25 protein-coding genes and 2 pseudogenes are annotated in these 24,522 nt (G+C 72.8%); 15 read left to right on the forward strand and 12 right to left on the reverse strand.

Translation table 11 applies throughout. The features are described 5' to 3' along the window. A pseudogene (locus D0D28_RS36970) lies at positions 1–160 on the reverse strand (IS256 family transposase); the annotation flags it as partial. A 212-nt stretch (positions 161–372) separates the two neighbouring features. Between D0D28_RS36970 and D0D28_RS23800 the strand changes: the two are divergent. Next, positions 373–1,544 (forward strand): IS3 family transposase gene (locus D0D28_RS23800; protein ID WP_369806867.1). Its coding sequence is split into 2 segments (ribosomal slippage): positions 373–661 and positions 661–1,544, totalling 1,173 coding nucleotides; the frame shifts between segments, so codons are not numbered across the junction. Positions 1,545–1,580: 36 nt separating this feature from the next. Here the strand turns inward: D0D28_RS23800 and D0D28_RS23805 are convergent. After that, a pseudogene (locus tag D0D28_RS23805) lies at positions 1,581–1,804 on the reverse strand (hypothetical protein); the annotation flags it as partial. A gap of 93 nt (positions 1,805–1,897) precedes the next feature. Next, positions 1,898–2,335 carry a VOC family protein gene (locus tag D0D28_RS23810; protein WP_094004409.1) on the reverse strand — a complete coding sequence of 146 codons (438 nt, stop codon included), beginning with the start codon at positions 2,333–2,335 and terminating at the stop codon, positions 1,898–1,900. A gap of 10 nt (positions 2,336–2,345) precedes the next feature. On the opposite strand from D0D28_RS23810, the gene D0D28_RS23815 reads away from it, so the two are divergent. Further along, positions 2,346–3,098 (forward strand): helix-turn-helix domain-containing protein, encoded by a 753-nt coding sequence (locus tag D0D28_RS23815; RefSeq protein ID WP_116112519.1) that lies wholly within the window; start codon positions 2,346–2,348, stop codon positions 3,096–3,098. A gap of 29 nt (positions 3,099–3,127) precedes the next feature. Next, positions 3,128–3,301, forward strand: coding sequence for a hypothetical protein (locus D0D28_RS35795; protein ID WP_162831171.1), 174 nt, complete (start codon positions 3,128–3,130; stop codon positions 3,299–3,301). Here D0D28_RS35795 and D0D28_RS23820 read toward each other — a convergent pair. The 3 genes from D0D28_RS23820 to D0D28_RS23830 form a co-directional block, all read right to left on the reverse strand. Then, on the reverse strand, positions 3,298–4,014 hold the full coding sequence (locus D0D28_RS23820; protein ID WP_240323327.1) for an alpha/beta fold hydrolase: 717 nt from the start codon (positions 4,012–4,014) through the stop codon (positions 3,298–3,300). The genes D0D28_RS35795 and D0D28_RS23820 overlap by 4 nt on opposite strands. A gap of 57 nt (positions 4,015–4,071) precedes the next feature. Beyond that, positions 4,072–4,326 carry a hypothetical protein gene (locus D0D28_RS36270; RefSeq protein WP_205413341.1) on the reverse strand — a complete coding sequence of 85 codons (255 nt, stop codon included), beginning with the start codon at positions 4,324–4,326 and terminating at the stop codon, positions 4,072–4,074. A 192-nt stretch (positions 4,327–4,518) separates the two neighbouring features. Next, positions 4,519–5,076 (reverse strand): helix-turn-helix domain-containing protein, encoded by a 558-nt coding sequence (locus tag D0D28_RS23830; protein ID WP_094007455.1) that lies wholly within the window; start codon positions 5,074–5,076, stop codon positions 4,519–4,521. A 70-nt stretch (positions 5,077–5,146) separates the two neighbouring features. On the opposite strand from D0D28_RS23830, the gene D0D28_RS23835 reads away from it, so the two are divergent. Next, positions 5,147–5,809, forward strand: a complete 663-nt coding sequence (locus tag D0D28_RS23835; RefSeq protein ID WP_094007456.1) for an AzlC family ABC transporter permease — start codon at positions 5,147–5,149, stop codon at positions 5,807–5,809. Then, complete coding sequence (locus tag D0D28_RS23840) at positions 5,806–6,114, forward strand: AzlD domain-containing protein (RefSeq protein WP_116112522.1); 309 nt, start codon at positions 5,806–5,808, stop codon at positions 6,112–6,114. The genes D0D28_RS23835 and D0D28_RS23840 overlap by 4 nt, the downstream gene beginning before the upstream one ends. 106 nt (positions 6,115–6,220) lie before the next feature. Here the strand turns inward: D0D28_RS23840 and D0D28_RS23845 are convergent, their stop codons facing one another. Next, positions 6,221–7,087: a LysR family transcriptional regulator gene (locus D0D28_RS23845; RefSeq protein ID WP_116112525.1), complete on the reverse strand. Its 867-nt coding sequence runs from the start codon at positions 7,085–7,087 to the stop codon at positions 6,221–6,223. Positions 7,088–7,159: 72 nt separating this feature from the next. Here D0D28_RS23845 and D0D28_RS23850 point away from each other — a divergent pair, with 72 nt between their 5' ends. The 4 genes from D0D28_RS23850 (at position 7,160) to D0D28_RS23865 (ending at position 12,061) form a co-directional block, all read left to right on the forward strand. Continuing rightward, complete coding sequence (locus tag D0D28_RS23850) at positions 7,160–8,167, forward strand: bile acid:sodium symporter family protein (RefSeq protein ID WP_116112527.1); 1,008 nt, start codon at positions 7,160–7,162, stop codon at positions 8,165–8,167. A 59-nt stretch (positions 8,168–8,226) separates the two neighbouring features. After that, positions 8,227–9,111 carry a methylenetetrahydrofolate reductase gene (locus D0D28_RS23855; protein ID WP_116112530.1) on the forward strand — a complete coding sequence of 295 codons (885 nt, stop codon included), beginning with the start codon at positions 8,227–8,229 and terminating at the stop codon, positions 9,109–9,111. 31 nt (positions 9,112–9,142) lie between these two features. Then, on the forward strand, positions 9,143–10,804 hold the full coding sequence (locus D0D28_RS23860; protein ID WP_116112533.1) for a DUF885 domain-containing protein: 1,662 nt from the start codon (positions 9,143–9,145) through the stop codon (positions 10,802–10,804). Positions 10,805–11,167: 363 nt separating this feature from the next. After that, positions 11,168–12,061 carry a DMT family transporter gene (locus tag D0D28_RS23865; protein ID WP_116112536.1) on the forward strand — a complete coding sequence of 298 codons (894 nt, stop codon included), beginning with the start codon at positions 11,168–11,170 and terminating at the stop codon, positions 12,059–12,061. Here the strand turns inward: D0D28_RS23865 and D0D28_RS23870 are convergent. Further along, positions 12,046–12,615, reverse strand: coding sequence for a GNAT family N-acetyltransferase (locus D0D28_RS23870; protein WP_116112539.1), 570 nt, complete (start codon positions 12,613–12,615; stop codon positions 12,046–12,048). The two genes, D0D28_RS23865 and D0D28_RS23870, sit on opposite strands and share 16 nt — an antisense overlap. Further along, on the reverse strand, positions 12,612–13,112 hold the full coding sequence (locus tag D0D28_RS23875) for a YbaK/EbsC family protein (protein ID WP_094007464.1): 501 nt from the start codon (positions 13,110–13,112) through the stop codon (positions 12,612–12,614). Before D0D28_RS23875 ends, D0D28_RS23870 begins: the two co-directional genes overlap by 4 nt. Positions 13,113–13,259: 147 nt before the next feature. Here D0D28_RS23875 and D0D28_RS23880 point away from each other — a divergent pair, with 147 nt between their 5' ends. Continuing rightward, positions 13,260–13,829 (forward strand): DUF5134 domain-containing protein, encoded by a 570-nt coding sequence (locus D0D28_RS23880; RefSeq protein WP_116112588.1) that lies wholly within the window; start codon positions 13,260–13,262, stop codon positions 13,827–13,829. A 47-nt stretch (positions 13,830–13,876) separates the two neighbouring features. Then, complete coding sequence (locus D0D28_RS23885; RefSeq protein WP_094007465.1) at positions 13,877–14,779, forward strand: DUF2268 domain-containing protein; 903 nt, start codon at positions 13,877–13,879, stop codon at positions 14,777–14,779. Here D0D28_RS23885 and D0D28_RS23890 read toward each other — a convergent pair. After that, entirely contained in the window at positions 14,748–15,308 is a 561-nt protein-coding gene (locus D0D28_RS23890) for a copper resistance CopC family protein (protein ID WP_116112541.1), read from the reverse strand. The genes D0D28_RS23885 and D0D28_RS23890 overlap by 32 nt on opposite strands. A 396-nt stretch (positions 15,309–15,704) precedes the next feature. Here D0D28_RS23890 and D0D28_RS23895 point away from each other — a divergent pair, with 396 nt between their 5' ends. The 4 genes from D0D28_RS23895 (at position 15,705) to D0D28_RS23910 (ending at position 18,945) form a co-directional block, all read left to right on the forward strand. Continuing rightward, positions 15,705–16,217 carry an SAV_6107 family HEPN domain-containing protein gene (locus D0D28_RS23895; protein ID WP_116112544.1) on the forward strand — a complete coding sequence of 171 codons (513 nt, stop codon included), beginning with the start codon at positions 15,705–15,707 and terminating at the stop codon, positions 16,215–16,217. Continuing rightward, positions 16,214–16,978 carry a maleylpyruvate isomerase N-terminal domain-containing protein gene (locus tag D0D28_RS23900; protein WP_094007468.1) on the forward strand — a complete coding sequence of 255 codons (765 nt, stop codon included), beginning with the start codon at positions 16,214–16,216 and terminating at the stop codon, positions 16,976–16,978. The genes D0D28_RS23895 and D0D28_RS23900 overlap by 4 nt, the downstream gene beginning before the upstream one ends. A 40-nt stretch (positions 16,979–17,018) precedes the next feature. Further along, on the forward strand, positions 17,019–17,744 hold the full coding sequence (locus tag D0D28_RS23905; protein ID WP_116112546.1) for a VOC family protein: 726 nt from the start codon (positions 17,019–17,021) through the stop codon (positions 17,742–17,744). A gap of 139 nt (positions 17,745–17,883) precedes the next feature. Next, a complete protein-coding gene (locus D0D28_RS23910) occupies positions 17,884–18,945 on the forward strand; it encodes a GNAT family N-acetyltransferase (protein ID WP_240323328.1) in 1,062 nt (353 codons plus the stop codon). Between the two features lie 364 nt (positions 18,946–19,309). On the opposite strand, the gene def is transcribed toward D0D28_RS23910, so the two are convergent. Continuing rightward, positions 19,310–19,810: a peptide deformylase gene (gene def, locus D0D28_RS23915; RefSeq protein ID WP_094007471.1), complete on the reverse strand. Its 501-nt coding sequence runs from the start codon at positions 19,808–19,810 to the stop codon at positions 19,310–19,312. Between the two features lie 80 nt (positions 19,811–19,890). Next, the gene (locus tag D0D28_RS23920; protein ID WP_116112552.1) at positions 19,891–24,510 is read right to left on the reverse strand and encodes an ATP-dependent helicase; all 4,620 of its coding nucleotides are present in this window, start codon (positions 24,508–24,510) and stop codon (positions 19,891–19,893) included. Between the last annotated feature and the right edge of the window lie 12 nt (positions 24,511–24,522).

Here is a 24,522-nt window from a genome sequence, read left to right on the forward strand (position 1 = left end):
TCTCCTCATTCAGCGCGGTTTCCAACACGTTCTTGGTGAACAGCTTCAACAGCCCGTTCGGGCCGGTCAGCTCCAGCCCCCGCTGCCGGGCCTCGGCCACCATCGCCACCGCAGCGGCCTGCTCCGGCGACAACCGCTTCTCACTCTTACGTGGAGTCACAGCCCCAGATGTCATCACTCACAGTGCCCATCCCGCCGGACCTCAGCCCGGCGTGTCGGGCCAGAAACACCGATCTTGAAACAGTCCCGCAAAGCCAGATGAGCGGTGTGGCGAGGTCGATCGTGCTCCGGTAGGAGGTGGCGGTTGAGCTTGGCCCTGTGGCCCGGACACCTAACCTGAGGTGACCGTCGGTTACCGGGGAGGATGTTGCGGTGCCTGCACCACACCCGCCTGAGTTCCGTCAGCGCGCCGTCGAGTTGGCCCGTCTGGGCGACAAACCGGTCGCTGCGCTGGCGAAGGACCTGGGCATCAGCGAGTCGTGTCTGCGGAACTGGATGGCCCAGGCGGACGCCGATGAGAACGGTAGTTCGGCGCGGCTGACCAGTGCGGAGAAGAAGGAACTGGCCGAGCTGCGGAAGAAGAACCGGCAGCTCGAGTTGGAGAACGAGATCCTTAAACGGGCAGCGGCCTATTTCGCCCGGGAAAACATCCTCCCAAAGTAATCTACCCGCTGGTCCGCGAGTTAGCCGACGACGGTATTGATGTCGCGGTGGCCTGCCGGGTGTTGAAGGTTTCCCGTTCCGGCTATTACGAGTGGCACACGCGGCCGCCCGCCGCTCGTGACGAGGAGAACGAATTGTTACTCAAGCACATCCGGTCCATTCACGCCGAGTCGCGCGGCACCTATGGTTGGCCGCGGGTGCACGCCGAGCTCACGCTCGGGCTGGGCCTGCCGGTCAACCACAAACGGGTCGCACGACTCATGCGACAGGCCGGCATCCAGGGCCTCTACCGGCGCCGCCGACGAGGCTGCACCGTGCGCGACCCCGCCGCAGAACCGGCCTCTGACCTGGTCAACCGCAACTTCACGGTGGACCAGCCAAACCGCCTGTGGATCACCGACATCACCGAGCACCCCACCGAGGACGGAAAGGTGTACTGCGCGGCAGTGATGGACGCCTATTCCCGGCTCATCATCGGCTGGTCGATCGCCGACCACATGCGCTCCGAACTGGTCACCGACGCACTCGGCATGGCCATTCTCCGCCGAAACCCCGAAACCGGAACCACAATCCTACATTCCGACCACGGCGCGCAATACACATCCTGGGCGTTTGGTCAGCGACTCCGATCAGCTGGCCTGCTCGCCTCGATGGGCACCGTCGGCGACTGCTACGACAATTCCATGATGGAATCCTTCTGGGGCACCCTGCAACTCGAACTCCTCGACTCCAAACAGTGGAAAACCAGCGAGGAACTTGCCAATGCCATCTTCGAATGGATAGAATGCTGGTATAATCCGAAACGGAGACATTCCAAAATCGGAATGCACAGCCCCGTCACGTTTGAAGCCCTGCACACGGAGTCAGACCAAGATCACTGACCCCACACCCGAAGTGTCCGGCGAACGGGGGCAAGCTCAGGTCTTGTCGAATCGGGTGGCGGTGGCGCGGAACTGTTTGAGGCGGTCGAAGCATCGTTCGACGATGTTGCGGCGTTTGTGGCTGGCGCGGTCGAAGGCCGGTGGGCGTCCACCGGCCCGGCCGCGGCGCCGCCGGTCACCACGATCGACAAGGGCCGTCCGTGACCGTCGCAGGCGAGGTGGATCTTGGTGGTGGGTCCGCCGCGGGACCGGCCGTTGGCGTGATCATCTGCCACTGCTCATCAGGCAGCTCGTGCCCACGCACCACAACCCAAGATCGAACCAGCTCGAACCACCGACTTTGAGGACACGCTTTAGGCCTCGATGAGGCCGATCCGCACCGTGCCGTCGGGGTCCACGGCCCAGCCGGAGTTGTGCGCGATCTCCCAGATGAGGCCGATCGGGTCGCGGAAGTGGCCGTGGTAGCCGCCGAACGCGGCGCGCTGCCCGGGTTTGAGGATCTCCGCGCCGGCCCGCTCCGCGGCCGCCAGGAGGCGGTCCACCTCGTCCGGGCCGGGCAGGTTGTGCGACAGGGTGAGCCCGGCGGGGCCGGTGACGTCGGTGGTGTTCAGGTCCTCGGCGAACTTCACGGCGTCGAACAGGCCGAGCGCGACCCCGTGGGCGACCTGGAAGAACAGGATCTCGCCGGGCACGTCCAGCAAGGGCTGCCAGCCGAGCCCGTCCACGTAGAACCCCCTGGCGGCATCGAGGTCCTGGGTGGACACCGTGATGATCTGCACGCTTTGTTCCATACTCGGCAGCATGGCAGCCGCGACGGGGGACGCCTTGAACGAAACGGACACCTACCGCGAATGGGTGGGTTCCGGTGTCGTGCGCTGCTGGTGGGCGCAGCGGGTGCCGGGCGAGTTCGTGCAGCGGGTGGTGCCGGACGCGGCGGCGGAAGTGATCGTGGCCTCGACCGGCGCGGCCTACCTGGTGGGGCCGACGTTGTCGCCGGCGCTGCACCGGTTGCCGCCCGGCGCGGAGCTGCGCGGGCTGCGGCTGCGCACCGAGGCGATCGCGGCGGTGCTGGGCCTGCCCGGGCACGAGGTGCGGGACGCGGTGGTGCCGCTGACCGCGGTGCTGCCGGACGCCGCGGCGCGGGCGGTCGCGGAGTCGGTGTGGCACGGGTCGTTCCCGTCGGTGCTGCGTCCCCGGCCGGGTGATGCGCGCGTCCGCCACGCGGTGAGCCGGATCTGGCGCGGCGCGTCGCTGGACTCGGTGGCGGAGGAGGTGGCGCTGACCGGCCGCCAGTTGCGCCGGCTGGTCGTTCAGCAGGCCGGCCTGGGGCCGAAGGCGCTGCAGCGCGTGGCGCGGTTCCAGCGTTTCCTGCGCAGTGCGGACGCCGCCCGCCCGACGTCGCTGGCGGACTCCGCGGCGGCCGCCGGGTTTGCCGATCAGGCTCACCTGACGCGTGAGACGCGTGAGCTGGCCGGGGTGACGCCGGCGGTGCTGGTCCGCGAGCGGCACGGGCTGGCGGCCCCGGACCCGGCGGCCGCGGTGGCCGTGTTCTAGGTGTGCTGTGCGGTGGAGTTGGTTCAGGGGTGGCTGGAGTTTGGTCGTCGAGCAGGGTGTGGTGGGAGTGTTCGCGGACGCCGGGGTACGCCGGCCAGGCCCACCTGGCGCGTGAGCTGGCCGGGGTGACGCCGGCGGTGCTGGTCCGCGAGCGGCACGGGCTGGCGGCCCCGGACCCGGCGGCCGCGGTGGCCGTGTTCTAGCGCACCGGGAGGAGCCGCGGGTCCGTCGTGCCGGTCAGCCAGGCTCGCAGGACCTCGTTGAACAGCGCGGTGTCCTCCACGTTCCAGATGTGGTGCATGCCCGGCGCGAGCCGCACCTGGGCCTGCGGCGCGATGCGGGCCAGCGTCGCCAGGGAGCGGCGCACCACCACGTCCTCCTTCTCACCCGCGATCGCCAGCAGCGGGCCCGCGTAGTCGCCCACGCCCGCGGGCACGCCGCGCGCGTACACGTCGGCGAACATCGCGGACGCGGTCTCGCGGCGCACCGACAACCCGTGCGCCACATAGCGTTCGCGGGCCCCGGCCGGCAGCCCAAACCCCGCGGCCAGGGCCCGCCAGAACCACGGCGCCCGCCAGAACAGCAGCTGCAGCCGGGCGACGTGGCGCACCGCCGCGCCGGGCCGCGCGAGCGGCGCCCCGGTCAGGAACGCCGAGCGCACGCGGCCGGGATGCCGGGCCAGCACCCGCACCGCCGTCACCGCGCCCAGCGAGAGCCCGACGAGATCGAACGGGCCGTCCACGCGGCGCGCGCTCACCCGGGCCACCACGTCGTCGGCCACCGCGTCCAGACCCGGCCAGTCCTCGCCGCCCCGCTCCCCGAACCCGGGCAGGTCCGGGGTGAGCACCGTCCGATCCGTCAGGGCGGCGACCTGCGGCTCCCACATCCAGTTCGCCGCGTTGCCGCCGTGCAACATCACCAGCGGCGGGGTGCGCGGTGTCCGTGCGGGCGGGGTGCACCTCGGGGAAGCCGGTCACGCGATCTCCTCCTCGACCGCGTCGAGCCAGGCGAGTTCGGTGCGCAGGTGCGCGATCCCGTTGTCCAGCGTCGCCAGGCGGAGCCGGGCGCCGCGGTGGTTGCGGATCGCATGTCTTCGAAACGCGCCAGCCGCGCCCGGACCTCCTCCCGTGCCGGGCGAGCAGCGGCCGGAGGCCGTCGTCGTCGAGACCGTCGCCGAAGAACACACGCGCCAGGAACGGGTCCCGTTCGACGTGGCGCTCCGGCTCACTGGCGAGCCACTCGGCGAGAGCCGCCCGGCCGGCCGCGGTGATGCGGTGCTCCTGCCGGTCCGGCGCCCGGTCCCCGGCCACCTCCGCCGCGCGGTCGGCGACCAGCCGGGCCAGCGTCCGGTCGGCCGATCAGAAGTGCCCCACGGTGGAGTCGAAGTGGCGCTGGACAATCCACCTCTTCGACCTGTCATCTAGCTGTGCTCGGAGACGAGCACCGCGCGCGTGCCGGGTTCCAGGGCCTGGAAGATGTGCTCCACGTCGCCGGGATAGGCGATGTAGTCACCGGGGGCGAGTTCCACCGGCTCGTCGACCAGGCCGACCAGGGCGCGGCCCGCGCTGAGGACCACGTGCTCCACCACGCCCGGCATGTGCGGGTCCGAGCGGCGCGGCGGGCCCGGCTCGGCCGCGATCCGGAAGAGGTCGCGGCGCGCGTTCGGCGGGCAGGACGCCACCAGCGTCGCGACGTAGTCCGAGCGCTCGGAGTAGAACGTCGGGCCCTCGTCGGCGCGGATGACCTGCACCTGCGGCCGCACCGGTTCGACGAGCCGCGCGAACGGCACGTCGAGCACCACGCTCAGCGCCCACAGCGTCTCCACGCTCGGGTTGCCGCCGCCGGCCTCCAGCTGGGACAACGTCGACTTGGCGATACCCGCCCGCTTGGCGACCTCCGTGAGGGACAGCCCAGTGCGGGCGCGTTCGCGCCGCAGGGAAGCCGCGATGACGTCGAGTGGTGCGCCGCGCTCGGCCATGCTTGTTCGCTCCAGAAGTCCGGTTGTTCGGCTTGACGAACAGTCGTGCGTCTGTTCAGTATAGAAGGCGATGCGTACGATCTACCGAACACTCGACCGTCGCCTGGTGCGCGACGTCGCCCTGGTGGCGCTCGCCGACGGGGTCGTCGGCGTGTCCTACGGCGCCATCAGCACCGGATCCGGCTTCGGCGCCTGGCTGCCGGTGGTGATGTCGCTGCTGGTGTTCGCCGGTGCGTCCCAGTTCCTGTTCGTCGGGCTGGTGGCCGCCGGGGGCAGCCCGTTCGCGGCGGCAGTCGCCGGGCTGCTGGTGAACAGCAGGCACCTGCCGTTCGGTATGGCGGTCAGCGACGTGCTCGGCCGCCGCGGGCGCGTCCTGGGCAGCCACCTGATGACCGACGAGAACGTGGCGTTCGCGATGGCGGAGGAGGACGCCGGGCGCCGCCGCGCCGCGTACTGGGCGTGCGGGATCAGCATCTTCGTGTGCTGGAACGTCGGGGTGGTCGCGGGTGCGTTCGCGGGCACGGCCATCGGCGACACCGACGCGTTCGGGCTGGACGCCGCGTTCCCGGCCGTGTTGCTCGCGCTGGTGCTGCCGTCGCTGCGGGACCGGCCGACCCGTCACGCGGCGCTGGCCGGCGCGGTGATCGCGCTCGCCGTGACGCCGGTCCTGCCCGCGGGCCTGCCGGTGCTGCTCGCGCTGGCCGGCGTGCTGGTGCTGGTGGGGCGGCGATGACGACCCTGCTGATCGCGATCGCGGTCCTGGCCGTGGGCACGTTCGCGTTCCGGTTCGCCGGGCCGCTGCTGCAGACCCGGATGCCGCCCAGGGTGCAGAACCTGATGACGATCTCGGCGACGGTCCTGCTGGTCGCCGTGGTGGCGACGAGCGCGCTGACGGAGGGGCACGGTTTCGCCGGGTTCGCCCGCCCGATCGGGGTCGCGGTCGGCGGCGTCCTCGCCTGGCGGAAGGCGCCGTTCCTGGTGGTGCTCGTGACCGCCGCGGCGGTCACGGCGCTGCTGCGGCTGGCCGGCGTGCCCTGACCCCGCCGGTGGCCATTGCCCGGTTGCGTTTGAGCCGGTTGATGCAGCACTCCACCGCGTGCTGCTGCTTGGAGACCTCTGGAGCTGGGGCATCCGTAGCGCGGGCCTACCCGTGCAGCCTGCTGGCCTCCGCGCGGATCGCCTCCGACAGGGCCGCCGTGGGGCCGCGTGGTGTGGCCGACCGGGTCGTCAGCAGGAACTGCACCTCGCCGGGCACGGGCAGGCCGTGGCCGGGCGGCAGTTCCACCAGCCCGGCCGGGATCAGGCTCCGCGCGAACACCACGACCCCCAGCCCGGCCAGGGCCGCGGCGCGCAGGCCGTTCAGGCTGCCGCTCGTGCACACGATCCGCCACGGCTTCCCGTTGTCCTGCAACGACTCCAGTGCCCGGGCGCGGGTGATGCTCGGCGGCGGGTAGGCGATCAGCGGCACCGGCGCGCCCGGCTCCAGCGTGAACCCCTCGCGCCCCACCCACACCAGCGGGTCCGTCCACAACGGACTACCCGGTTCGTCACCCGCGCGGCGCTTGCCCAGCACCAGGTCCAGCTCGCCCGCGCGCAGCTTCTCGTGCAGCACGCCGGACAGGTCCACCGTCAGTTCCAGGTCGACCAGCGGGTGCAGCCGCCGGAACTCGCGCAGGATCTCCGGCAGCGGCCCGACCACGAAGTCCTCCGAGGCGCCGAACCGGACCCGCCCGCGCAGCTCCGGCCCGGCGAAGTAGGCCAGCGCCCGCTCGATGTCCTCCAGGATCGTCCCGGCGAAGCCGATCATCGCCTCGCCGTCGGGCGTCAGCGCAACCGAGTGCGTGTCGCGCAGCAGGAGTTGCTGCGACGTGGCCTCCTCGAGTTTGCGCACGTGCTGGCTCACCGTCGACTGCCGCAGCCCGAGCCGCTGCCCGGCGCGCGTGAAACTACGCGTCTCGGCCACCGTCAGGAACGTCCGCAGCCACACCGGATCGAGCACCGCGACCTCCATCGCGAATCGCGATAGCAGTTATGCCCTTCATCATACTTCACAATCGGCGCACTTCAGCGGACGATCGAAGACGTGAAAAGCCCAGCCGCGCTCCTCGCCAAGCTCCGCATCGACCCGTTCATCCTCGGCATCCTCGCCGCGGTCGGGATCGCCTGCCTGGTACCGGCGCGCGGCCAGGGCGCGGAGGTCGCCTCCTGGGTCACCTCGATCGGCGTCGGCGCCCTGTTCTTCCTCTACGGCGCGCGCCTGTCCACCGCCGAGGCCGTGGCCGGGTTCAAGCACTGGCGGCTGCACCTGGTGATCCTCGTCTCCACCTTCGTGCTGTTCCCGCTGCTCGGCCTCGCCACGAAACTCCTCGAACCCGGCGTGCTGACCCCCGCGCTGGTGGCCGGCGTCATCTTCCTGTGCACGCTGCCGTCGACGGTGAACTCCTCGATCGCGTTCACCTCGATCGCCAAGGGCAACGTGGCCGCCGCCATCTGCGCCGCGTCGTTCTCCAGCCTGCTGGGCATCGTCGTCACGCCGCTGCTGGTCGCCCTGCTGCTGCACAGCACCGGCAACGGCTTCTCGCTCGACGCCGTGACCTCGATCGTGCTGCAGCTGCTCGTGCCGTTCGTCGCCGGGCAGATCGCGCGGCGCTGGATCGGCGGTTTCCTCACGCGGCACAAGAAGATCCTCGGCCGCGCCGACCGCACCGTGATCCTGCTGGTGGTCTACGCGGCCTTCAGCGAAGGTGTTGTCGCCGGGATCTGGCACCAGCTGACCCCGCTCGCGCTCGGCGCGCTGGTGGTGGTCAACCTGGCGCTGTTCTACGCGGTGTTCTGGATCCTCAAGCTGGTCACGCCGAAGCTCGGCTTCGACCGCGCGGACCGCGTCGCGATCATCTTCGCCGGGTCGAAGAAGAGCCTCGCCAGCGGGCTGCCGATGGCCGCGGTCCTGTTCCCGGCGCAGACGGTCGGCCTGATCGTGCTGCCGCTGATGCTGTTCCACCAGGCCCAGCTCATGATCTGCGCGGTGCTCGCGCGGCGGTGGGGCGCCCAGGCCGAAGCCGGCCAACCCGCCGCGGCCGGGGTGCGTTAGCCGTTCCCAAGTGGCGGACCTCGTTTCCCACCTTTCGGACACCGGTTACCATTGCGCGCATGACGTCGGTGATCGAGCGCCTGCGAGGGGAGTCCCCGGCGTTCTCCATTGAGTTCTTCCCGCCCCGCGACGCGGCGGACGAGGCCGTGCTGTGGCGGTCGATCCGCGAGCTGGAGCCGCTGGACCCCGCGTACATGTCGATCACCTACGGCGCGGGCGGGTCGAGCCGGGACGGCACCATCCGCAGCATCGCGCGGGTGGCGACCGAGACCACGCTGGTGCCGATGGCGCACCTGACCGCGGTCGACCACTCCGTCGCCGAGCTGCGCAACGTCATCGGCTGGTACGCCGCCGTCGGCGTGCGGAACATCCTCGCGCTGCGCGGCGACCCGCCGGTCGACCCGTACGGCGAGTGGGTGCCGCACCCGCAGGGCCTGAGCTACGCCGAGGAACTGGTCGCGCTGGTCCGCTCGCTGGGCGACTTCTGCGTCGGCGTCTCCGCGTTCCCCTACGGCCACCCGCGCTCGCTGGACCTGGACACCGACACCAAGTACCTGGTGCGCAAGTTCCGCGCCGGCGCCGACTTCGGCATCGCCCAGCTGTTCTTCGAGGCCGAGGACTTCCTGCGGCTGCGCGACCGGGTCGCCGCCGCGGGCTGTGACGCGCTGCTCATCCCCGGTGTGATGCCGCTGACCACGCCGCGCACGTTGCACACCACGATCCGCCTGTCCGGCGCGCCCGCGCCGCGCCGCCTGCTCGACCGGCTCGAACCGCTGGCCGGCGACCCCAAGGCGTTCCGCGCCGAAGGGCTGGACGTGGTCACCGAGCTGTGTGAGCGGCTCATCGCCGAAGGCGTGCCGGACCTGCACTTCTACACCTTCAACCGCTCCAAGGCGACGCGTGAGGTGGTTCGCAGGCTCGGCCTGGTGCCCGCGCGTGCGTAAACCCGGTTGCCGCGTTCGGTAGGTTGCATCCATGGGCGTGCACCAGATCTGTGACCAGTTCGTCGAGGACTTCGCCGCCGCGCACCCGGTCGCGGCCACCGAGATGGGCATCCCGGGCTACGACGACCAGCTGACCGACTACTCGCCGGAGGGCCACGCCGCCCGCGCCGCCCTGGCGCGGCGGGCGCTGGACGCCGTCACCGCCGCCGCGCCGGCCGACGCCGGGGAGCGCGCGGCCAAGGCGGTGTTCACCGAGCGGATCGGGCTGGACCTGGAGATCCACGACGCCGGCCTGGACGTCGCGTCGCTCAACGTCATCGCGAGCCCGGTGCAGGACCTGCGCATGGTGTTCGACCTCATGCCCACCGACACGCCCGAGCAGTGGGCCACCATCGCCCAGCGCCTGGCCAAGGTCCCGGACGCGGTCGACGGTATCCGCGCGTCGCTGCTGGCCGCCGTCGAGGCCGGCAACGCGCCCGCGCTGCGCCAGGTCACCAAGGTCGCCGAGCAGGCCGAGACGTGGGCCGGGCTGTCCGGGGAGACCGGCTTCTTCCAGAACCTGGTCGCCGGAGCGCCCGAGGGTGCCGTGCGCGAGGACCTCGACCGCGGTGCCCGCGCCGCCCAGGAGGCCTACGCCGAGCTCGCCGGGTTCCTGCGCGCCGAGCTGGCGCCGAAGGCCCGCACGAAGGACGCCGTCGGCGAGGACGCCTACCGGCTCTGGTCGCGGTACTTCATCGGCGCCAAGCTCGACCCGCGCGAGTCCTACGAGTGGGGCTGGGCCGAGTTCCTGCGCCTGGAGGCGGAGATGAAGGCCGTCGCCGAGCGCATCGCGCCGGGCGGCACCCTCGCCGACGCCGCCGCCGCGCTGGACGCGAACCCGCGCTACCGCGTTCAGGGCCGCGACGCCTTCCAACGGTGGATGCAGCAGCTGTCCGACAACGCGCTGGCCGAGCTGCGCGGCAAGCACTTCGACATCCCGGACCCGCTGATGGCCCTGGACTGCCGGATCGCGCCGCCCGGCGGTGGCGCCGGCGCGTACTACACGGGCCCGAACGAGGACTTCACCCGCCCCGGCACCATGTGGTGGTCGCTGCCCCCGGGCCGCGACGAGTTCACCACCTGGCGCGAGGTCAGCACCGTCTACCACGAGGGCGTGCCGGGCCACCACCTGCAGATCGCCACCGCGGTGCACGAGCGGTCGCTCAACCGGTTCCAGCGGCTGCTGGCGTTCACCTCCGGCCACGGCGAGGGCTGGGCGCTCTACGCCGAGCGGCTGATGCAGGACCTGGGCTACCTCGCCGACGACGGCGACCTGCTGGGCATGTTGTCCGAGCAGCTGTTCCGCGCCGCACGCGTGATCGTCGACTTCGGCATGCACCTGGAGCTGGAGATCCCGTCCGGCACCGGGTTCCACGAGGGCGAGCGGTGGACGCCCGCCCTCGGCCTGGAGTTCATGCTGACCCGCACGATCACCGACGAGCCGCTGGTGCGCGACGAGATCGACCGCTACCTCGGGTGGCCCGGCCAGGCCCCGGCGTACAAGCTGGGGGAGCGCCTGTGGATCGAGGCGCGCGAGGACGCGCGCAAGCGCCAGGGCGACGCCTTCGACCTCAAGGACTTCCACACGAAGGCCCTCCGCCTGGGCGGCATGGGCCTGGACACCTTGCGCGAACAACTCGCCGAACTCGACTAGGGGAGTTTTACTTTGGCTTGCGTGGCGGTGCGGGTAGCAGAACCTGAGGCGGCCCCTCGCTGTGGGATCGCCTCCTCATGAATGCCCATTCACCACGTCGGCGCTGTCCTCGCGAGGAGCCACCTCAGAACCCGCGGCGGTGCCGGTTGACAGCCCACCGCAAGCGGCTCCGCCGCTTATGAACAACGACTGAAGGATGTGCTGATGCACCGGGTCTTCCTGGTCACGCCGCCGCCCCCGGCCTAGCGGGGCGGTCGCTGCACGCCGCACACTTGCGGCTTCACCAAGCACCACGGGTTCCGTGGTGCCGCATCGCCCCGCGTCCGCGGCACTGTCCACATCAGACGCTGGAGCGAATCCTTCATGTCCGTTTCCGTCGACGCGCCCGTGCGCGCTCGTTCGTCGTTCACCTTGCTGGTCGCCGGGGTGCTGTGGGGCACCGGTGGCCTGTCCGGGTCCCTGCTCGCCACCCGCGGTGGCCTGTCCCCGATTTCCGTTGCCACGTACCGGTTGCTGATCGGCGGCGCCGCGCTCGTGCTGTTCCTGTGGGTCACCCGGAACCTGCGCGGAATGGTCTGGACCAAGCCGGTGGTCCGCCGGATCGCCCTGGCCGGCGGGCTCCTCGGCTCGTTCCAGGCCTCCTACTTCGCGGCGGTCACGCTGACCTCGGTCGGCACCGCGACCATGGTGACCATCGGCAGCGTGCCGGTGTTCGTCACCGCCGCCACGGCCGTGCGGGCCCGGCAGCTGCCCGGTCCGCTGACCCTGGTGTCGGTCGCCCTCGGGCTGGCCGGGCTGGCGCTGCTGTCCGCCACGCCCGGGCAGGGCGGCTGGCGGCTGCTCGGCGGCGTGGCGTTCGCGCTGGCCGCCGGCGCCGTGTTCAGCGTGCTGGCCCTGGCACTGCGCCGTCCCGTCGCGGGCCTGGACTACCAGCGCACCACCGCGTTCGGCCTGCTCACCGGCGGCTTGCTGCTGCTGCCCGCCGGGCTGGTCCTCGGGATGGCGCTGCCGCTGCGGCTCGACGTGCTGGCGGTCGCGGTGTACTTCGGCGTCGTGCCCACCGGGCTCGGCTACGTGCTGTACTTCCGCGTCCTCGGTGCCGCGCGGCCGGTGATCGCCGCGCTGGCGACGCTGCTGGAACCGCTCACCGCGGCGATCCTGTCCGCCGTCGTCCTGCACGAGGACCTCGGCATCCAGGGCTGGTGCGGCGCCGGGCTGCTGGCCGCCGGACTGCTGGTCGGTTACCTGCGGTCCTGAGGCTCCAGGGGCAGGGCGCGGCCGAGGATGGCGAACGGGCGTGGATCACCGGCGAAGTGGTAGTCGCGCAGCGCGTCGACGAACCCCATGCGCCGGTACAGTTTCCACGCCCGGCTCGGCCCCTCCGGCGTCGACAGCAGCACGTGCCGGTTGGGCACGCCGTCGAGCAGGCGGCGCAGCAGGTCCTCACCGATCCCGCGGGCCTGGCTCGCGGGGCGGACGTGGATCTCGGTCAGCTCGAAGTAGTCGGCCAGCCACCGCTGCGCGAGCTGCTCGCCGCCGGCCGAGGTCAGCCCGCGCCGCACCTGCTCGTGCCACCACTGGCCGGGCGCGCCCCGGTAGCCGTAGGCGATGCCGAGCATCGTGCCCTCGGCGTCGAGCGCGGCGATGCAGCGCCAGCCCTCGCGCAGCGCGTGCGTCAGCCACATCGGGGCGCGCTGCTCGGCCGTGCCCGGCGGGTAGCGCATCGCCTCGACGTAGATCGCCAGCGCCTCCCGCAACCGGGCGCGGAAGTCGTCGGCGGACAGCCGCGCGTAGTGCAGGGACGTGGTCATGACGCCACGTCCGCGGGCTGTCCGCCGGTCACGGCCACGAGGTCGGCGAACGTGGTCGGGAAGACCGACTTCGCGTGCCCGGCCGCCGCCCACACGGTGTCGTAGGCCCGCAACGCGGTGTCGACGAGGGTGAGCACCGGCGCCGGGTGCCCGAGCGGGGCGACGCCGCCGATGGCCTGGCCGGTGTGCTCCCGCACGAACGCCGGATCCGCCTTCTCGACCGACTCGGCGCCGATCAGCGCGGCCAGGGTTGCGGTGTTGGCGCGGTGGGCGCCCGAGGTCAGCGACAGCAGCGGGGCGGTCCGGTCGGCGAACACCGCGCGGAAGACGAGGCTGTTCGCGATCGCGCCCACCTCGACTCCGAGGGCCTCGGCGGCCTGCGCGGCCGTGCGCACCTCGGCCGGCAGGATGCGGATGCCGGCAGCGGCGTCGTGCCTGCCCGCCTCGGCGAGCGCGGCAGCGACCTTGGCGACCGCCGGATGGTCCAGGCTGCTCATACCGATATGAGATCACGCGCCGCGACGGGCGGCGACGCGTATCCCCGGTCAGTCGTCCGCGGCGGGCCCGGAGTTCCCGGGCGTGGGTCTTTTCACGCCCACCCGGCGAACCTGCTTTTCCTTGCCCGCCAACGATATCGTGTGCCGATGTTCTCCTCCCCGGCGTGGCTCGGCTGGTCGCTGGCCGGCCTGTTCACGGTGCTCGCGATCGGCGCGCTGGCCCAGGTGCTCGCGCCCGGCGCCCGGTCGTGGGCGGCCTGCCGCGACGGGGTGACCGGTGACCGGGAATCCGCGCTCGCGCACGCGGTGATGGCCGTGGCGATGGCGCTGATGTCCGTGCCGTGGGGCAATTCGGTTCCGGCGCTCGCGTGGCAGGTCGTGTTCGTGGCGATGGCGGCGTGGTTCGCGGCGACGTTGTTCCGCGCCGCGCCCGGCGTGCCCCGGTGGCGTTCGGCGGCGACGCACCACCTGCTGGGTGCGGTCGCGATGCTCGCGATGGTCAGCGCCATGGACGGCGCGCCCGCGACGAGCGGTGACCACGGCGGGCACTCCGCCGCGTCCGCCGGGTTCCTGCTGCCCGCCGTGATGGCCGGCCTGGTGGTCTACTTCGCCGCCGACACCGCCGTGTCCGGCTGGCGCGTGATCCGCGGCGGGGCCGGAGCCACCCGGGCGGTGATGGGTGCCGGCATGGCGGCGATGCTCGTGCCGATGCTGTAGGAAATCGGTTTGAGTCTCCAGTGGCGGGAGACTTTAGCGTCCCGCGTATGACGATCACGGTTCTGGACACCTACCCCGCCATGCGGCGGATCCTGCGCGCCCCGCGAGTGGAGCGGCCCGCGCTGCTCGACGCGATGCTGCGGCCCGCGGCGGGCATGTACCGCTACTTCCCGGGCGAGGTCGACCTCGTCGCCATGCACCGCATGGGCTCGGGCTTCCCGATCGACCGCGACGAGGACCGGTGCCTGGAGGCGCTGGAGGCGTTGCGCGAGGCCGACGCGTGGGGCCGGATCGAGCGGGCGCTGCACGACGCGGTCGCCGTGCAGCTGGACGCGACCCCGGACATCACGGTGCCCGACCTCACCGTGCTCATCGTTCTCGGCGATCCCGGGGACGAGCACTTCCTGGGCCCGAGCCTGGGCATGACGGCCAACGGCAGCGTGTCCGGCTACATCTTCCTGAACTTCTGGCCGTACCCGGAGAACCTGGCGCGGCTGGAGGCGACGGCGGTCCACGAGCTGAACCACAACCTCCGTTACTCCCGCGGCGGTGTCGTGTGGAACCCGGCGACGGTCACGGTGGGGGAGCAGGTGGTGTCCGAGGGGCTGGCGGACGCGTTCGCGCGCCAGCTGTACGGCGACGAGCTCGGCTACGCCCGCGTCGGCGTGCCGCACCTGCACGACGACGCGGTGTTCGACAAGGTCGTGTCCGGCCTGGAGGTGACCGGGATGCAGAACTTCACCGCGTGGGTGCACGGCGACGCCCACGCGATCCGGTACGGCGCCACCCCGGTCGGGCTGCCCACCGGCGCCGGTTACGCCGTCGGCAACCGGCTGGTCGACGCGTACCTGGCCGCGACGGGACGCACCGCGGCGCAGGCACTGCTGGCGGACAGCCGGGAGGTCATCGACACCGCCCTCAGCTCGCGGAGCGCCGCCCCCGGACGATGACCGCGACGGTGCCGGCTATGGCGGCGGCCACGACCACCGCGATGACGACCCAGGCCCACACCGGGAACCCGCCGCCGGACGGCTCGGCGGCCTGCGGGGCCTGGGTCGCCGGGGGAACCGGCGCCGACGACGGTGCCGCCGAGGGCGACGGTGTGGAGGCCGGCGCGGTGAGCGAGAAGTTGATCCGGCCGGTGATCGGGTCGCCGTCGGCCGCGACGATCGACCAGGTGAGCACGTAGGCCCCGGCCGGACCGGACGGCTGGACCGGCGCGGTGAGGGTCCGGTCGGTCACCGTCGCCGGGCCGACCGTCCACTGCGCACCTTCGGGGCCGGTGATCCGGATCGGCTCGGCGGGCAGGGTGAACGAGCCGCCGAACTTGAGGCTCACCTGGCTCGGCGCGGCGGACAGCGCCGCGCCTTCGGCCGGGTCGCTGCTCTGCAACGTGGTGTGGGCCAGCGCGGCCGGCGCGGCGACCAGGAGAGCGGTGATCAGCGCACCGGCCAGGACGGACAGACGCCGCAGCAGCATGGACGCACCTTCCGTGGGGAATCGGGTGTGGGGAGGCCCCCGGGTCAAGGTCGTCCGGAGCCGCGGAGAAGTTCCGCCGCCGGGGCGAGTGACACCGGGCAGGTGGGCTGGGGGCGGACCGGCCCGGCGTGACGTCCTGCAGGTCGCCGCGTCACCCGGTGCGGTTCCGGCGGAGATTCGGCATTCCCCGATCGTGTGATCGAACGCGGTCGAGTGCGGCACACCACGTCATTCGAGGACTTGAACGAACAGGTGTTCGAAGCTACTCTGGAAGTCGATCGAACAAGAGTTCGACATCCGGTGAGCGCTCGCCGGTCAGGACACCCGGTGCCGGAACGGGGGAAGCGTTTCGGCACCGGGTGGCCGCCACCGCACGTTGTCCGCAAGGGAGGGGCAATGTCCATTGCCGTCGCATCCCACGCCGAGGAGAGGCAGCCGGCGCTGCCGCTACCGGTCCGTCCGCCGGCGGCCCCCGCCGCCACGGCCCTGCTCGCCGACGCCCGGCGGGGCATCGCCGAAGCCCGGCACGCCGCCCAGCCGGCACCCAAGTTCATCGCGGCCTACCTGGCCGCGCTCCGCGCGGGCGCCGCGGTGCTCGCCGCGCGCGGCCGTCCGCACCGCGGCCGGGCCCGCCCGGCCAGCGTGTGGGTGCTGCTCGAGACGGCGGCACCCGAGCTGACCGACTGGACGGCGTACTTCGCCGCGCACTCGGCCGCCCGCGCCGCCGCCCAGGCCGGCAACACCCGTCGCGTCACCGCCGAACGGGCGGAGGAGTTGCTGCGCCAGGCCGCGTCGTTCGTCGAGCTGGCTCGCAACCTCGTGCACGGGCGGGAGCCGGTGACCAGGCCGGGCCGGGCGCGGCAGTGCGACGCGCCGCCTGCCCTGGGGAAGGCACCCCGGCGGCGATGAGCGGGCAAGCACTCGTCGGCCACGACCGCCTGCTGGACGTACTGGGCGCCGAGGCCGAGCTGCTCACCGCGACGGCGCGGGAAGCGGCGCCGGACACGCCGGTGCCCACCACGCCCGGTCTCACGATCGGCGAGGTGGTCCGGCACGTCGGCGGCGTCTACCGGGTCGCCACCGGCTGGATGACCGAGGGCAGGCGCCCCCGGGTCTGGCAGGAGAACCCGGCGGACGGCCAGAGCGGCGAGGAGTACCTGCGGGAGGGGCTCGCGGCGCTGCACCGCGAGCTGACCTCGCACGATCCGGCCGAGTACGCGGCCAGCTGGTGGCCGGCGGACCGCACGTACGGGTTCTGGTGCCGCCGCATGGCGCACGAGACCACCGTGCACCGGATCGACGTCCAGAACGCCGCGGACGTGATCGTGGCCGAGGTCGGCGACGACGTGGCCATCGACGGCGTGGACGAGGTCCTGGCGCTGTGGTTCGGGCAGCGGCTGCCGATGCTCGGGCTGTCCGGCACGTCCACCGGGACGGTCGCCATCCGCACCGGCGGCCACAACTGGATCGCCCGCGCCGGGCCCGGCGAGACGGTCGCGTGGCGCTGTTCCGACGCCGACGCCGAACGGGCCGACGGGATCGTCACCGGCTCGCCGATGGCGGTCTACCAGTGGCTGTGGGGCCGGCTCGGGCACGGATCGGTGACCTGGGAGCGCAGCGACGATCCGATCGGCCAGTTCTGGGCGTTGCTGCGGCTGGCGACGAAATAAATCCGGGCGTGGGGAAGCGTTGCCGGATATCGTCGCCGTCATGGCGACGCGACTGGACAGTCTCGTGATCGACGCGAACCGGCGCAGGCAGCTGGCGGAGTTCTGGTCGGAACTGCTGGGCTGGCCGATCACCTTCGAAGACGACGAGGAGGTCGCCGTCGAGGCGCCCGCGGACGGCATCGACCTCGTCTTCGTCACGGTCCCCGAGGCGAAGGACCCGGCGGTGAAGAACCGGGTGCACCTGGACCTGCCCAGCGCCTCACCGGAGGACCAGGCGGCGAAGGTGGACCGGGCGCTGGCCCTGGGCGCGCGGCGGATCGACATCGGGCAGGGCGAGGTGCCCTGGGTGGTGCTGGCCGACCCGGAGGGCAACGAGTTCTGCGTGCTCGAACCGCGGCCCGGCTACACCACGACGGAGGCCGTCGCGGCGGTCGTCGTGGACGCCCGGGATCCGCTGGCGCTGGCGGGGTTCTGGGCGGACGCCACCGGGTGGCGGATCGCCAGCCAGGAGCCGGAGATCGTCGGGCTGCGCGCGCCGACCGGGCGCGGGCCGTGGCTGGAGTTCCTGCGCAGCGACGAGCCCAAGGACCACAAGAACCGGCTGCACCTGGACGTGGCCCCGTTCGCGGACGGCGACACGGCCGTCGAAGCGGACCGGTTGTGCGGGCTCGGCGCGCGGCGGATCGACCTCGGGCAGGGCGAGGTCACCTGGGAGGTCCTGACCGATCCCGAGGGCAACGAGTTCTGCGTGTTGTCGCCGCGCTGAGTGTTTCGGCGCCGTTGCCTTCCGGCGCGGCACCCTGACAAGGGCGAAACACCCGCGCCCACGGCCGGCAACAACCGCGCGCGATCGTTACCCGATGGAGATTCGCACGCGAAGAGCGCAGACGGTGCCGCGGCCGGTGATGGCCGAGGCGGACGGCTCGGTGATCTGGCGCGTCCGCATCCGGATGGACGACCACCCGGGCATGCTGGCGCGCATCGCCATCCGGATGGCCGACCTGGAGTGCAACATCCTCGGCCTGACCGTGCTGCCGGTGCCCGGCGGCGTGCTCGACGAGGTGGTGATCCGGCCCGCGACGGGGCTGACCAAGGAGCAGCTGGTCACGGCGATCGGGGCCGAGGGCTGCGAGTGCGCGTCCATCACGGACGCCGACGTGCGTGAGCTGGTGGACGCCTCCGCCGCGACGCTCACCGCGGCCGGCCGGGCGGTCGACGATCCGTCCCGCCGGGCCGAGGTGCTGCGCGAGGTGCTGGCCGCGGACCTGGTCACGGTCGTCCCGCTGGCCGAGGCGAACCCGGCCCGCGTCGAGGGCGGTCATCGCGTGGTGTTCGCGGTGGACGGGGAGACGGCGCTGGTGGCGCGGCGGCGGTGGGCGCCGTTCGTGCAGCTGGAACTGGCCCGCGCGGAGGCGTTGCTGGGGCTGCTGGACCGCGCCCGGCGCAACGTGACCAGCCCGCTGGCGCTGACCTGCGCGGATGGCGCGGCGATCGTGCTGCGCGAAGGCAAGCCCGGCGACGCGGAGGCGGTGTCCGCGATGCACGCCCGGTGCTCGATGACGACGCTCTTCGCGCGCTACCACACCGGGATGCGCACGATGCCGCGCCGGTGGCTGCACCGCCTGCTGGTGCCGCCGCGGGGCCTGAGCCTGCTGGCGGTGTGCGGACGCGAGGTGGTCGGCGTGGGACAGCTCATCCCGGGCGCGACGGGCGAGATCGCCGAGGTCTCGCTGCTGGTCGAGGACGCCTGGCAAGGCAACGGCGTGGGCACCGCGCTGATGAAGCGCCTGGCGGAGATCGCCACGGCGCGGGGATGCCGGCGCCTGGTGGCGGTGTCACTGCCGGGCCGGGACGGGATCTACCGCACCGCCCAGCGGGCGGGGCTGGCGCCGGAGCCCCCGGAGGAGGAGGGGCTGTTGCGGATCGGCCTGGCGGCGGCGGGGGCCCGCGTGCTGGGTGAGGTGTAGCTTCGGCCGCCCTCGCGCACGCGGCATTCAAGCGTCGCCCATGGTGGGAAACGCTGTGCGGCGCTCCACGGCACACGGCGCTGAGGTGTGCCGCCGGTGGCGGCCGTCCAACCGTGCCGTTCGGGAGCCGGGGTGGCCACTGCCCCCTCCGGGGCAGGACTGCTGGTGCTGGTCAGCGCGACTTCGCCGGGATCGGCGCCGGGGTATGGCTGCTGGGCGCAGCCCGCCGGTCATGGCCGTGGTGCCGGGTCGCTCGGCTTCGCCGGGGTGGTGCCTGCTGATGCCGCGTCGGTTCGGGCCTTGCCGGGGTGGTGGCCAGGCCGCGGTGCTGCGTCGGCTCGGCTCCGCCGGGGTCGGGGTGGCGTCAGCGGCTCCAGAACCAGTCCTTGTCCCGCGCCTGCTTCAGCGCCTCCCGCTTCCGGTCCTTCTCCAGCCGGTCCAGGTAGAGCGTTCCGTCGAGGTGGTCGGTTTCGTGCTGGAGGCACTGCGCCAGCACGCCCTCGCCCTCCACGGTGACCGGCTCGTTGCGCAGGTCGACCCCCTTCACGACCGCGCGCTTCGCCCGGCGGGTCGGGAACCACAGCTCCGGCACGGACAGGCAGCCCTCGTTGATCTCGTGCGTCTCCTCGGACAGCTCGACGATCTCCGGGTTGATCACGTACCCGAACAGGTTGTCCACCTCGTAGCTGAACACCCGCAGGCTCACCCCGATCTGCGGCGCCGCCAGCCCGGCGCGCCCGGCCGGCCGCACCGTGTCGAGCAGGTCGGTCACCAGCTGCTCGACCCCCTTGTCGAACTTGGTCACGGGCTCGCAGACCGTCTTGAGCACCGGGTCGCCGAAGTACCGCAGCTCCCGCAACGCCATCAGGTCGTCCTCTCACTCGATCGGGTCACGAAAAGTAAATCGTGTTCGCCCGGAGTGAGCCAACGGAGGGTCGAGTGATCTCAGGCTCGTAGTCGCAGTCCCTTCGGCGTCGCGCGGAACCCGGCGTCCCGGAGCACGTCGGCCAGCGCCGAGGTGAGCGCCTGCTCGCCGTCGGCGCGCTGGACGGCCAGCTGCCCCAGCCAGCCCTCCCGCACCGCGCGGGACAGGGCGTGCGCGGCGGCCTTCAGCGTCGGCTCGTCCTCGGTGAACGACAGCAGCGACCGCCCGCCCCGTTCGACGTACAGCGCCGGCACCCCGTTGACCAGCACCACCAGCGCCCCGGCCTTGCGCGCCGGACGGTGCTTGGTGTCACCCAGCGCGGCCGGCCAGGACAGCGCCGCGCCGTACGGCTGGGCCGGGTCCGTCGCCGCGAGCACCACCGCGTCGGTCATGGCGTCCGGCCGCCGGGACCCGCCCGGATCGGACAACGCCCGCAGCCGGTCCACCGCACCGCGTGCCGCGAACTGCGCGGCACCCAGGCCCTCCACGACGTAGCCGCGGATCACCTGCCCCGAGTCCTCCATCGCCCGCAGCACCTTGTAGATCCCGGAGAACCCGCCGGTGACCCGCTCGGTCTCCAGCGCGCCCCGCGTCAGCACACCGTGCCGCTCCAGGAACGCCTCCGTCCGCGCGTGCGTGCGCCGCGTCGGGTCGGACTCACGCAGCGGCGCCAGCGGCAACCGCCCCGCCACCGTCGGCGGCCCGGTGCGCGACGGCATCGCCGGACGGCCCGCCCGCATCCGCCCGTACCGGCTGCGCGGCGCCGCCGGACGCGGTTTGTGCGCCGCGCCCTTGCCCGACACCAGCGCCCGCAGCGGGGCCAGCGTGTCGCCGGTGACCGAGCCGGCCCACACCAGGTCCCACAGCGCGCCCACCACGTCCGCGTCGTTCGGCGCGCTGTCCAGCAGCGGCGTCACCCGGTCGACCAGCTGCCGGAAGAACAACGCGCCGCCCTCCAGCGCGGAGCGGATCGCCTCGTGCAACGGGCTGGTCGGCGCCTCCTCGTCGGCCTCGGGCAGCAGCAGGTCGGCCACGTCCGCGGGCGCCAGCGACACCCACCCGTCGCCACCGGCCAGCGCGCCGGCGCCGCACCACACGACCTCGCCCGCGGTCATCAGCTCGTCCATCAGCGCCGGGTAGTACCCGGGCAGGCGGCTCGGCAGGATCAGCGACTCCAGCGCGCTCGCCGGCAGCGGCGCGCCCGCGAGCTGCTCGACCACCGACAACACGTCGTCGACGCTCGGCGCGGCCCGCATCCGCGCCCCGATGCCGTGCCAGGACGGCAGGAACCGGCCCAGCGCCGCGGGCTCCACGGGCTCGACCTCGGCCCGCAGCCGCGCCAGCGACGCCCACCGCAACCGCCGCAGCACCGCCGCGTCGCAGTACTCGGTGCCCGCCCCGGAGGTCTCCGGGTGCCCCACCGGCCGCAGCTCGCCGCGCACCAGGCGGCCCTCGGCGGTGAGCCGGTCGAGCACGCCCGTCACCACGGCGGGCCCGAGCCCGAACCGGTCCGCGGCCTGGTGCGCGGAGAACGGTCCGCGCACGCGGGCGTACCGGGCCAGCAGATCCCCGAGCGGATCGGCGACCGGTTCGGTGAACGCCTCCGGCACGCCGATCGGCAGCGCCACCCCGAGCGCGTCCCGTACCCGGCCGGCGTCCTCGATGGACAGGTTCCGGTCCTCACCCGCGATCCGCACGCGGATCACCCGCCGCTGCGCGACCAGTTCGTCGAGCCACTCCGGCCGCACGCCCCGGGCGGCGGCCTCCGCGTCGGACAGATCACCCAGGAACCGCAGCAGGTCCGCGGTCTCCTCGGCGTTGCGCGCGTGCCGGTCCGGCTCCAGCCGCTGCAACGACCGCTCGACCTCGTCGACCACCTCGGCGTCGAGCAGCTCCCGGATCGCCTCGGTGCCCAGCAGTTCCGCGAGCAGCGTGGAGTCCAGCGACAGCGCCGCCGCCCGGCGCTCGGCCAGCGGCGCGTCCGTCTCGTACAGGAACATGCCGACGTAGCCGAACATCAGGCTGCGCGCGAACGGCGACGGTGACGGCGTCTCCACCTCCGCGACCTTCACCCGCCGCGCCCGCACGTCGGCCATCAGCTCGCGCAGCCCGCCCACGTCGTAGACGTCCTGCAGGCACTCGCGCATCGCCTCCAGCACCACCGGGAACCGCTCGTACTTCGCGGCCACCGACAACAGCTGCGAGGCCCGCTGGCGCTGCTGCCACAGCGGCGTGCGCCGCCGCGGATCGCGCCGCGGCAGCAGCAGCGACCGCGCCGCGCACTCCCGGAACCGCGCGGCGAACAGCGCCGAGCCGCCGACCTCGGCGACGATGATCTGCTCGACCTCCTCGGGCTCGATCAGCACGTCGTCGGTGCCGATCGTGACCTCGGCGCCCTCGCTGTCCAGCGCCTCCGGCAGGCGCAGCACGATCCCGTCGTCGGAGTGCATCACCTGCGCGTCCACCCCGCGCTGTTCCCGCAGCCGCGCCGCGATCGCCAGCGCCCACGGCGCGTTGACCTGCGCGCCGAACGGCGAGTGCAGCACCACCCGCCAGTCGCCCAGCTCGTCACGGAACCGTTCGAGCAGGATCGTGCGGTCGTTGGGCACGTGCCGCGTCGCCGAGCGCTGCTCGGTCAGGTACGTCAGCAGGTTGTCGCACGCCAGCTCGTCCAGACCCGCCTGGCGGGCCCGCTCGCGTGCCTTCTCGTCGTCCGAACTGGACAGCTCACGGACGAACGCGCCCAGCGCGCGGCCGAGTTCGAGCGGCCGGCCCGGCGCGTCGCCCTTCCAGAACGGCATCCGCGCCGGCTCGCCCGGCGCTGGCACCACGATGACCCGGTCGTGCGTGATGTCGGTGATCCGCCACGACGACGTGCCCAGAAGGATCGTGTCGCCCACCCGCGACTCGTAGACCATCTCCTCGTCGAGCTCGCCCACCCGCGAGCCCGGGCTGCCGTCGCCGCCCGGCGTCATCACCGTGAACAGCCCGCGGTCGGGGATCGTGCCGCCGGAGGTGACCGCGAGCCGCTGCGACCCCGGCCGCCCGCGCAGCTCGCCCGTCACCCGGTCCCACGTGATGCGCGGGCGCAGCTCGCCGAACTCCTCGCTCGGATACCGGCCGGCCAGCATGTCCAGCACCGCCAGCAACGCGTCGTCCGGCAGCGCGGTGAACGGCGCGGCCCGGCGGACCGTGGCGGCCAGGTCCTCCACCGACCACGGCTCCAGCGCCACCATCGACACGATGTGCTGCGCCAGCACGTCGAGCGGGTTGCGCGGGTAGCGCACCGCCTCGATCGCCCCCGCCGTCATGCGCTCCGACACCACCGCGCACGACACCAGGTCACCCCGGAACTTCGGGAACATCACCCCCGTGGACACCGCGCCCACGTGGTGCCCGGCCCGGCCGACGCGCTGCAGCCCGGACGCGACCGTCGGCGGCGCCTCGATCTGCACGACCAGGTCGACCGCGCCCATGTCGATGCCCAGCTCCAGCGACGACGTGGCGACCACGCACGGCAGCAGCCCGGACTTCAGCTCCTCCTCGACGCGCGTCCGCTGCTCGCGCGACATCGAACCGTGGTGCGCCTTCGCCACCGTCGCCTCGGCGCCCGTGGTGAGCCCGGACTCGCCGATGGCCTCGGCCGGGAACCGCTGCTCGGCCGACAGCTCCGTCTGCTCCGCGGCCAGCTCGTTGAGCCGCGCCGTCATCCGCTCGGCCAGCCGCCGCGAGTTGGCGAACACGATGGTGGACCGGTGCTGCCGGATCAGCTCCAGCACCCGCTGCTCGACCGACGGCCAGATCGACGGCCTGCGCACCGCCGCCGGCTCGTCCGGCGGGCCGTCGTCGGCGGGCAGCATCGCGTCCAGCCGCTCCAGCGGGCCCGGCGCCGGCGCGTCCAGGTTCGCCATGTCCTCGACCGGGACCTCGACCCGCACCTCGATCGTCTTCGCCGTCTTCGGCTGCACCACCCGCACCGGACGGCCGCCGGTGAGGAACGAGCCGACCTCGTCGATCGGGCGCACCGTCGCGGACAGGCCGATCCGCTGCGCCGGCCTCGGCAGCAACGCGTCCAGCCGCTCCAGCGACAGCGCCAGGTGCGCGCCGCGCTTGCCGCCGGCCACCGCGTGCACCTCGTCCAGGATCACCGTCTGCACGCCGCGCAGCGACTCGCGCGCCGACGAGGTGAGGATGAGGAACAGCGACTCCGGCGTGGTCACCAGGATGTCCGGCGGGGTCTTCAGGAACGCCCGCCGCTCGGCCGGTGAGGTGTCGCCGGTGCGCATGCCCACCGTGATGTCCGGCGGCGTGCGCCCGAGCCGGTGACTGGCCTGCCTGATGCCGGCCAGCGGCGCCCGCAGGTTGCGCTGCACGTCCACCGCCAGCGCCTTCAGCGGCGACACGTAGAGCACCCGGCAGCGGTGCTGGGCCTCGGCGGCCGGTGGTTCGACCGCCAGCCGGTCCAGCGCCCACAGGAACGCGGCCAGCGTCTTGCCCGAGCCGGTCGGCGCCACGACCAGCGCGTGCTCGCCCGCCTGCGCCGCCCGCCACGCGCCCTCCTGCGCCTGCGTGGGCGCGGCGAAGGCACCCGCGAACCAGTCGCGGGTGGCGGGCGAGAACAGCTCGAGCACGTCGGTCACGCATCCATCATG

Source organism: Amycolatopsis ruanii (assembly GCF_003385175.1).
GTDB classification, from domain to species: domain Bacteria; phylum Actinomycetota; class Actinomycetes; order Mycobacteriales; family Pseudonocardiaceae; genus Amycolatopsis_E; species Amycolatopsis_E thermalba.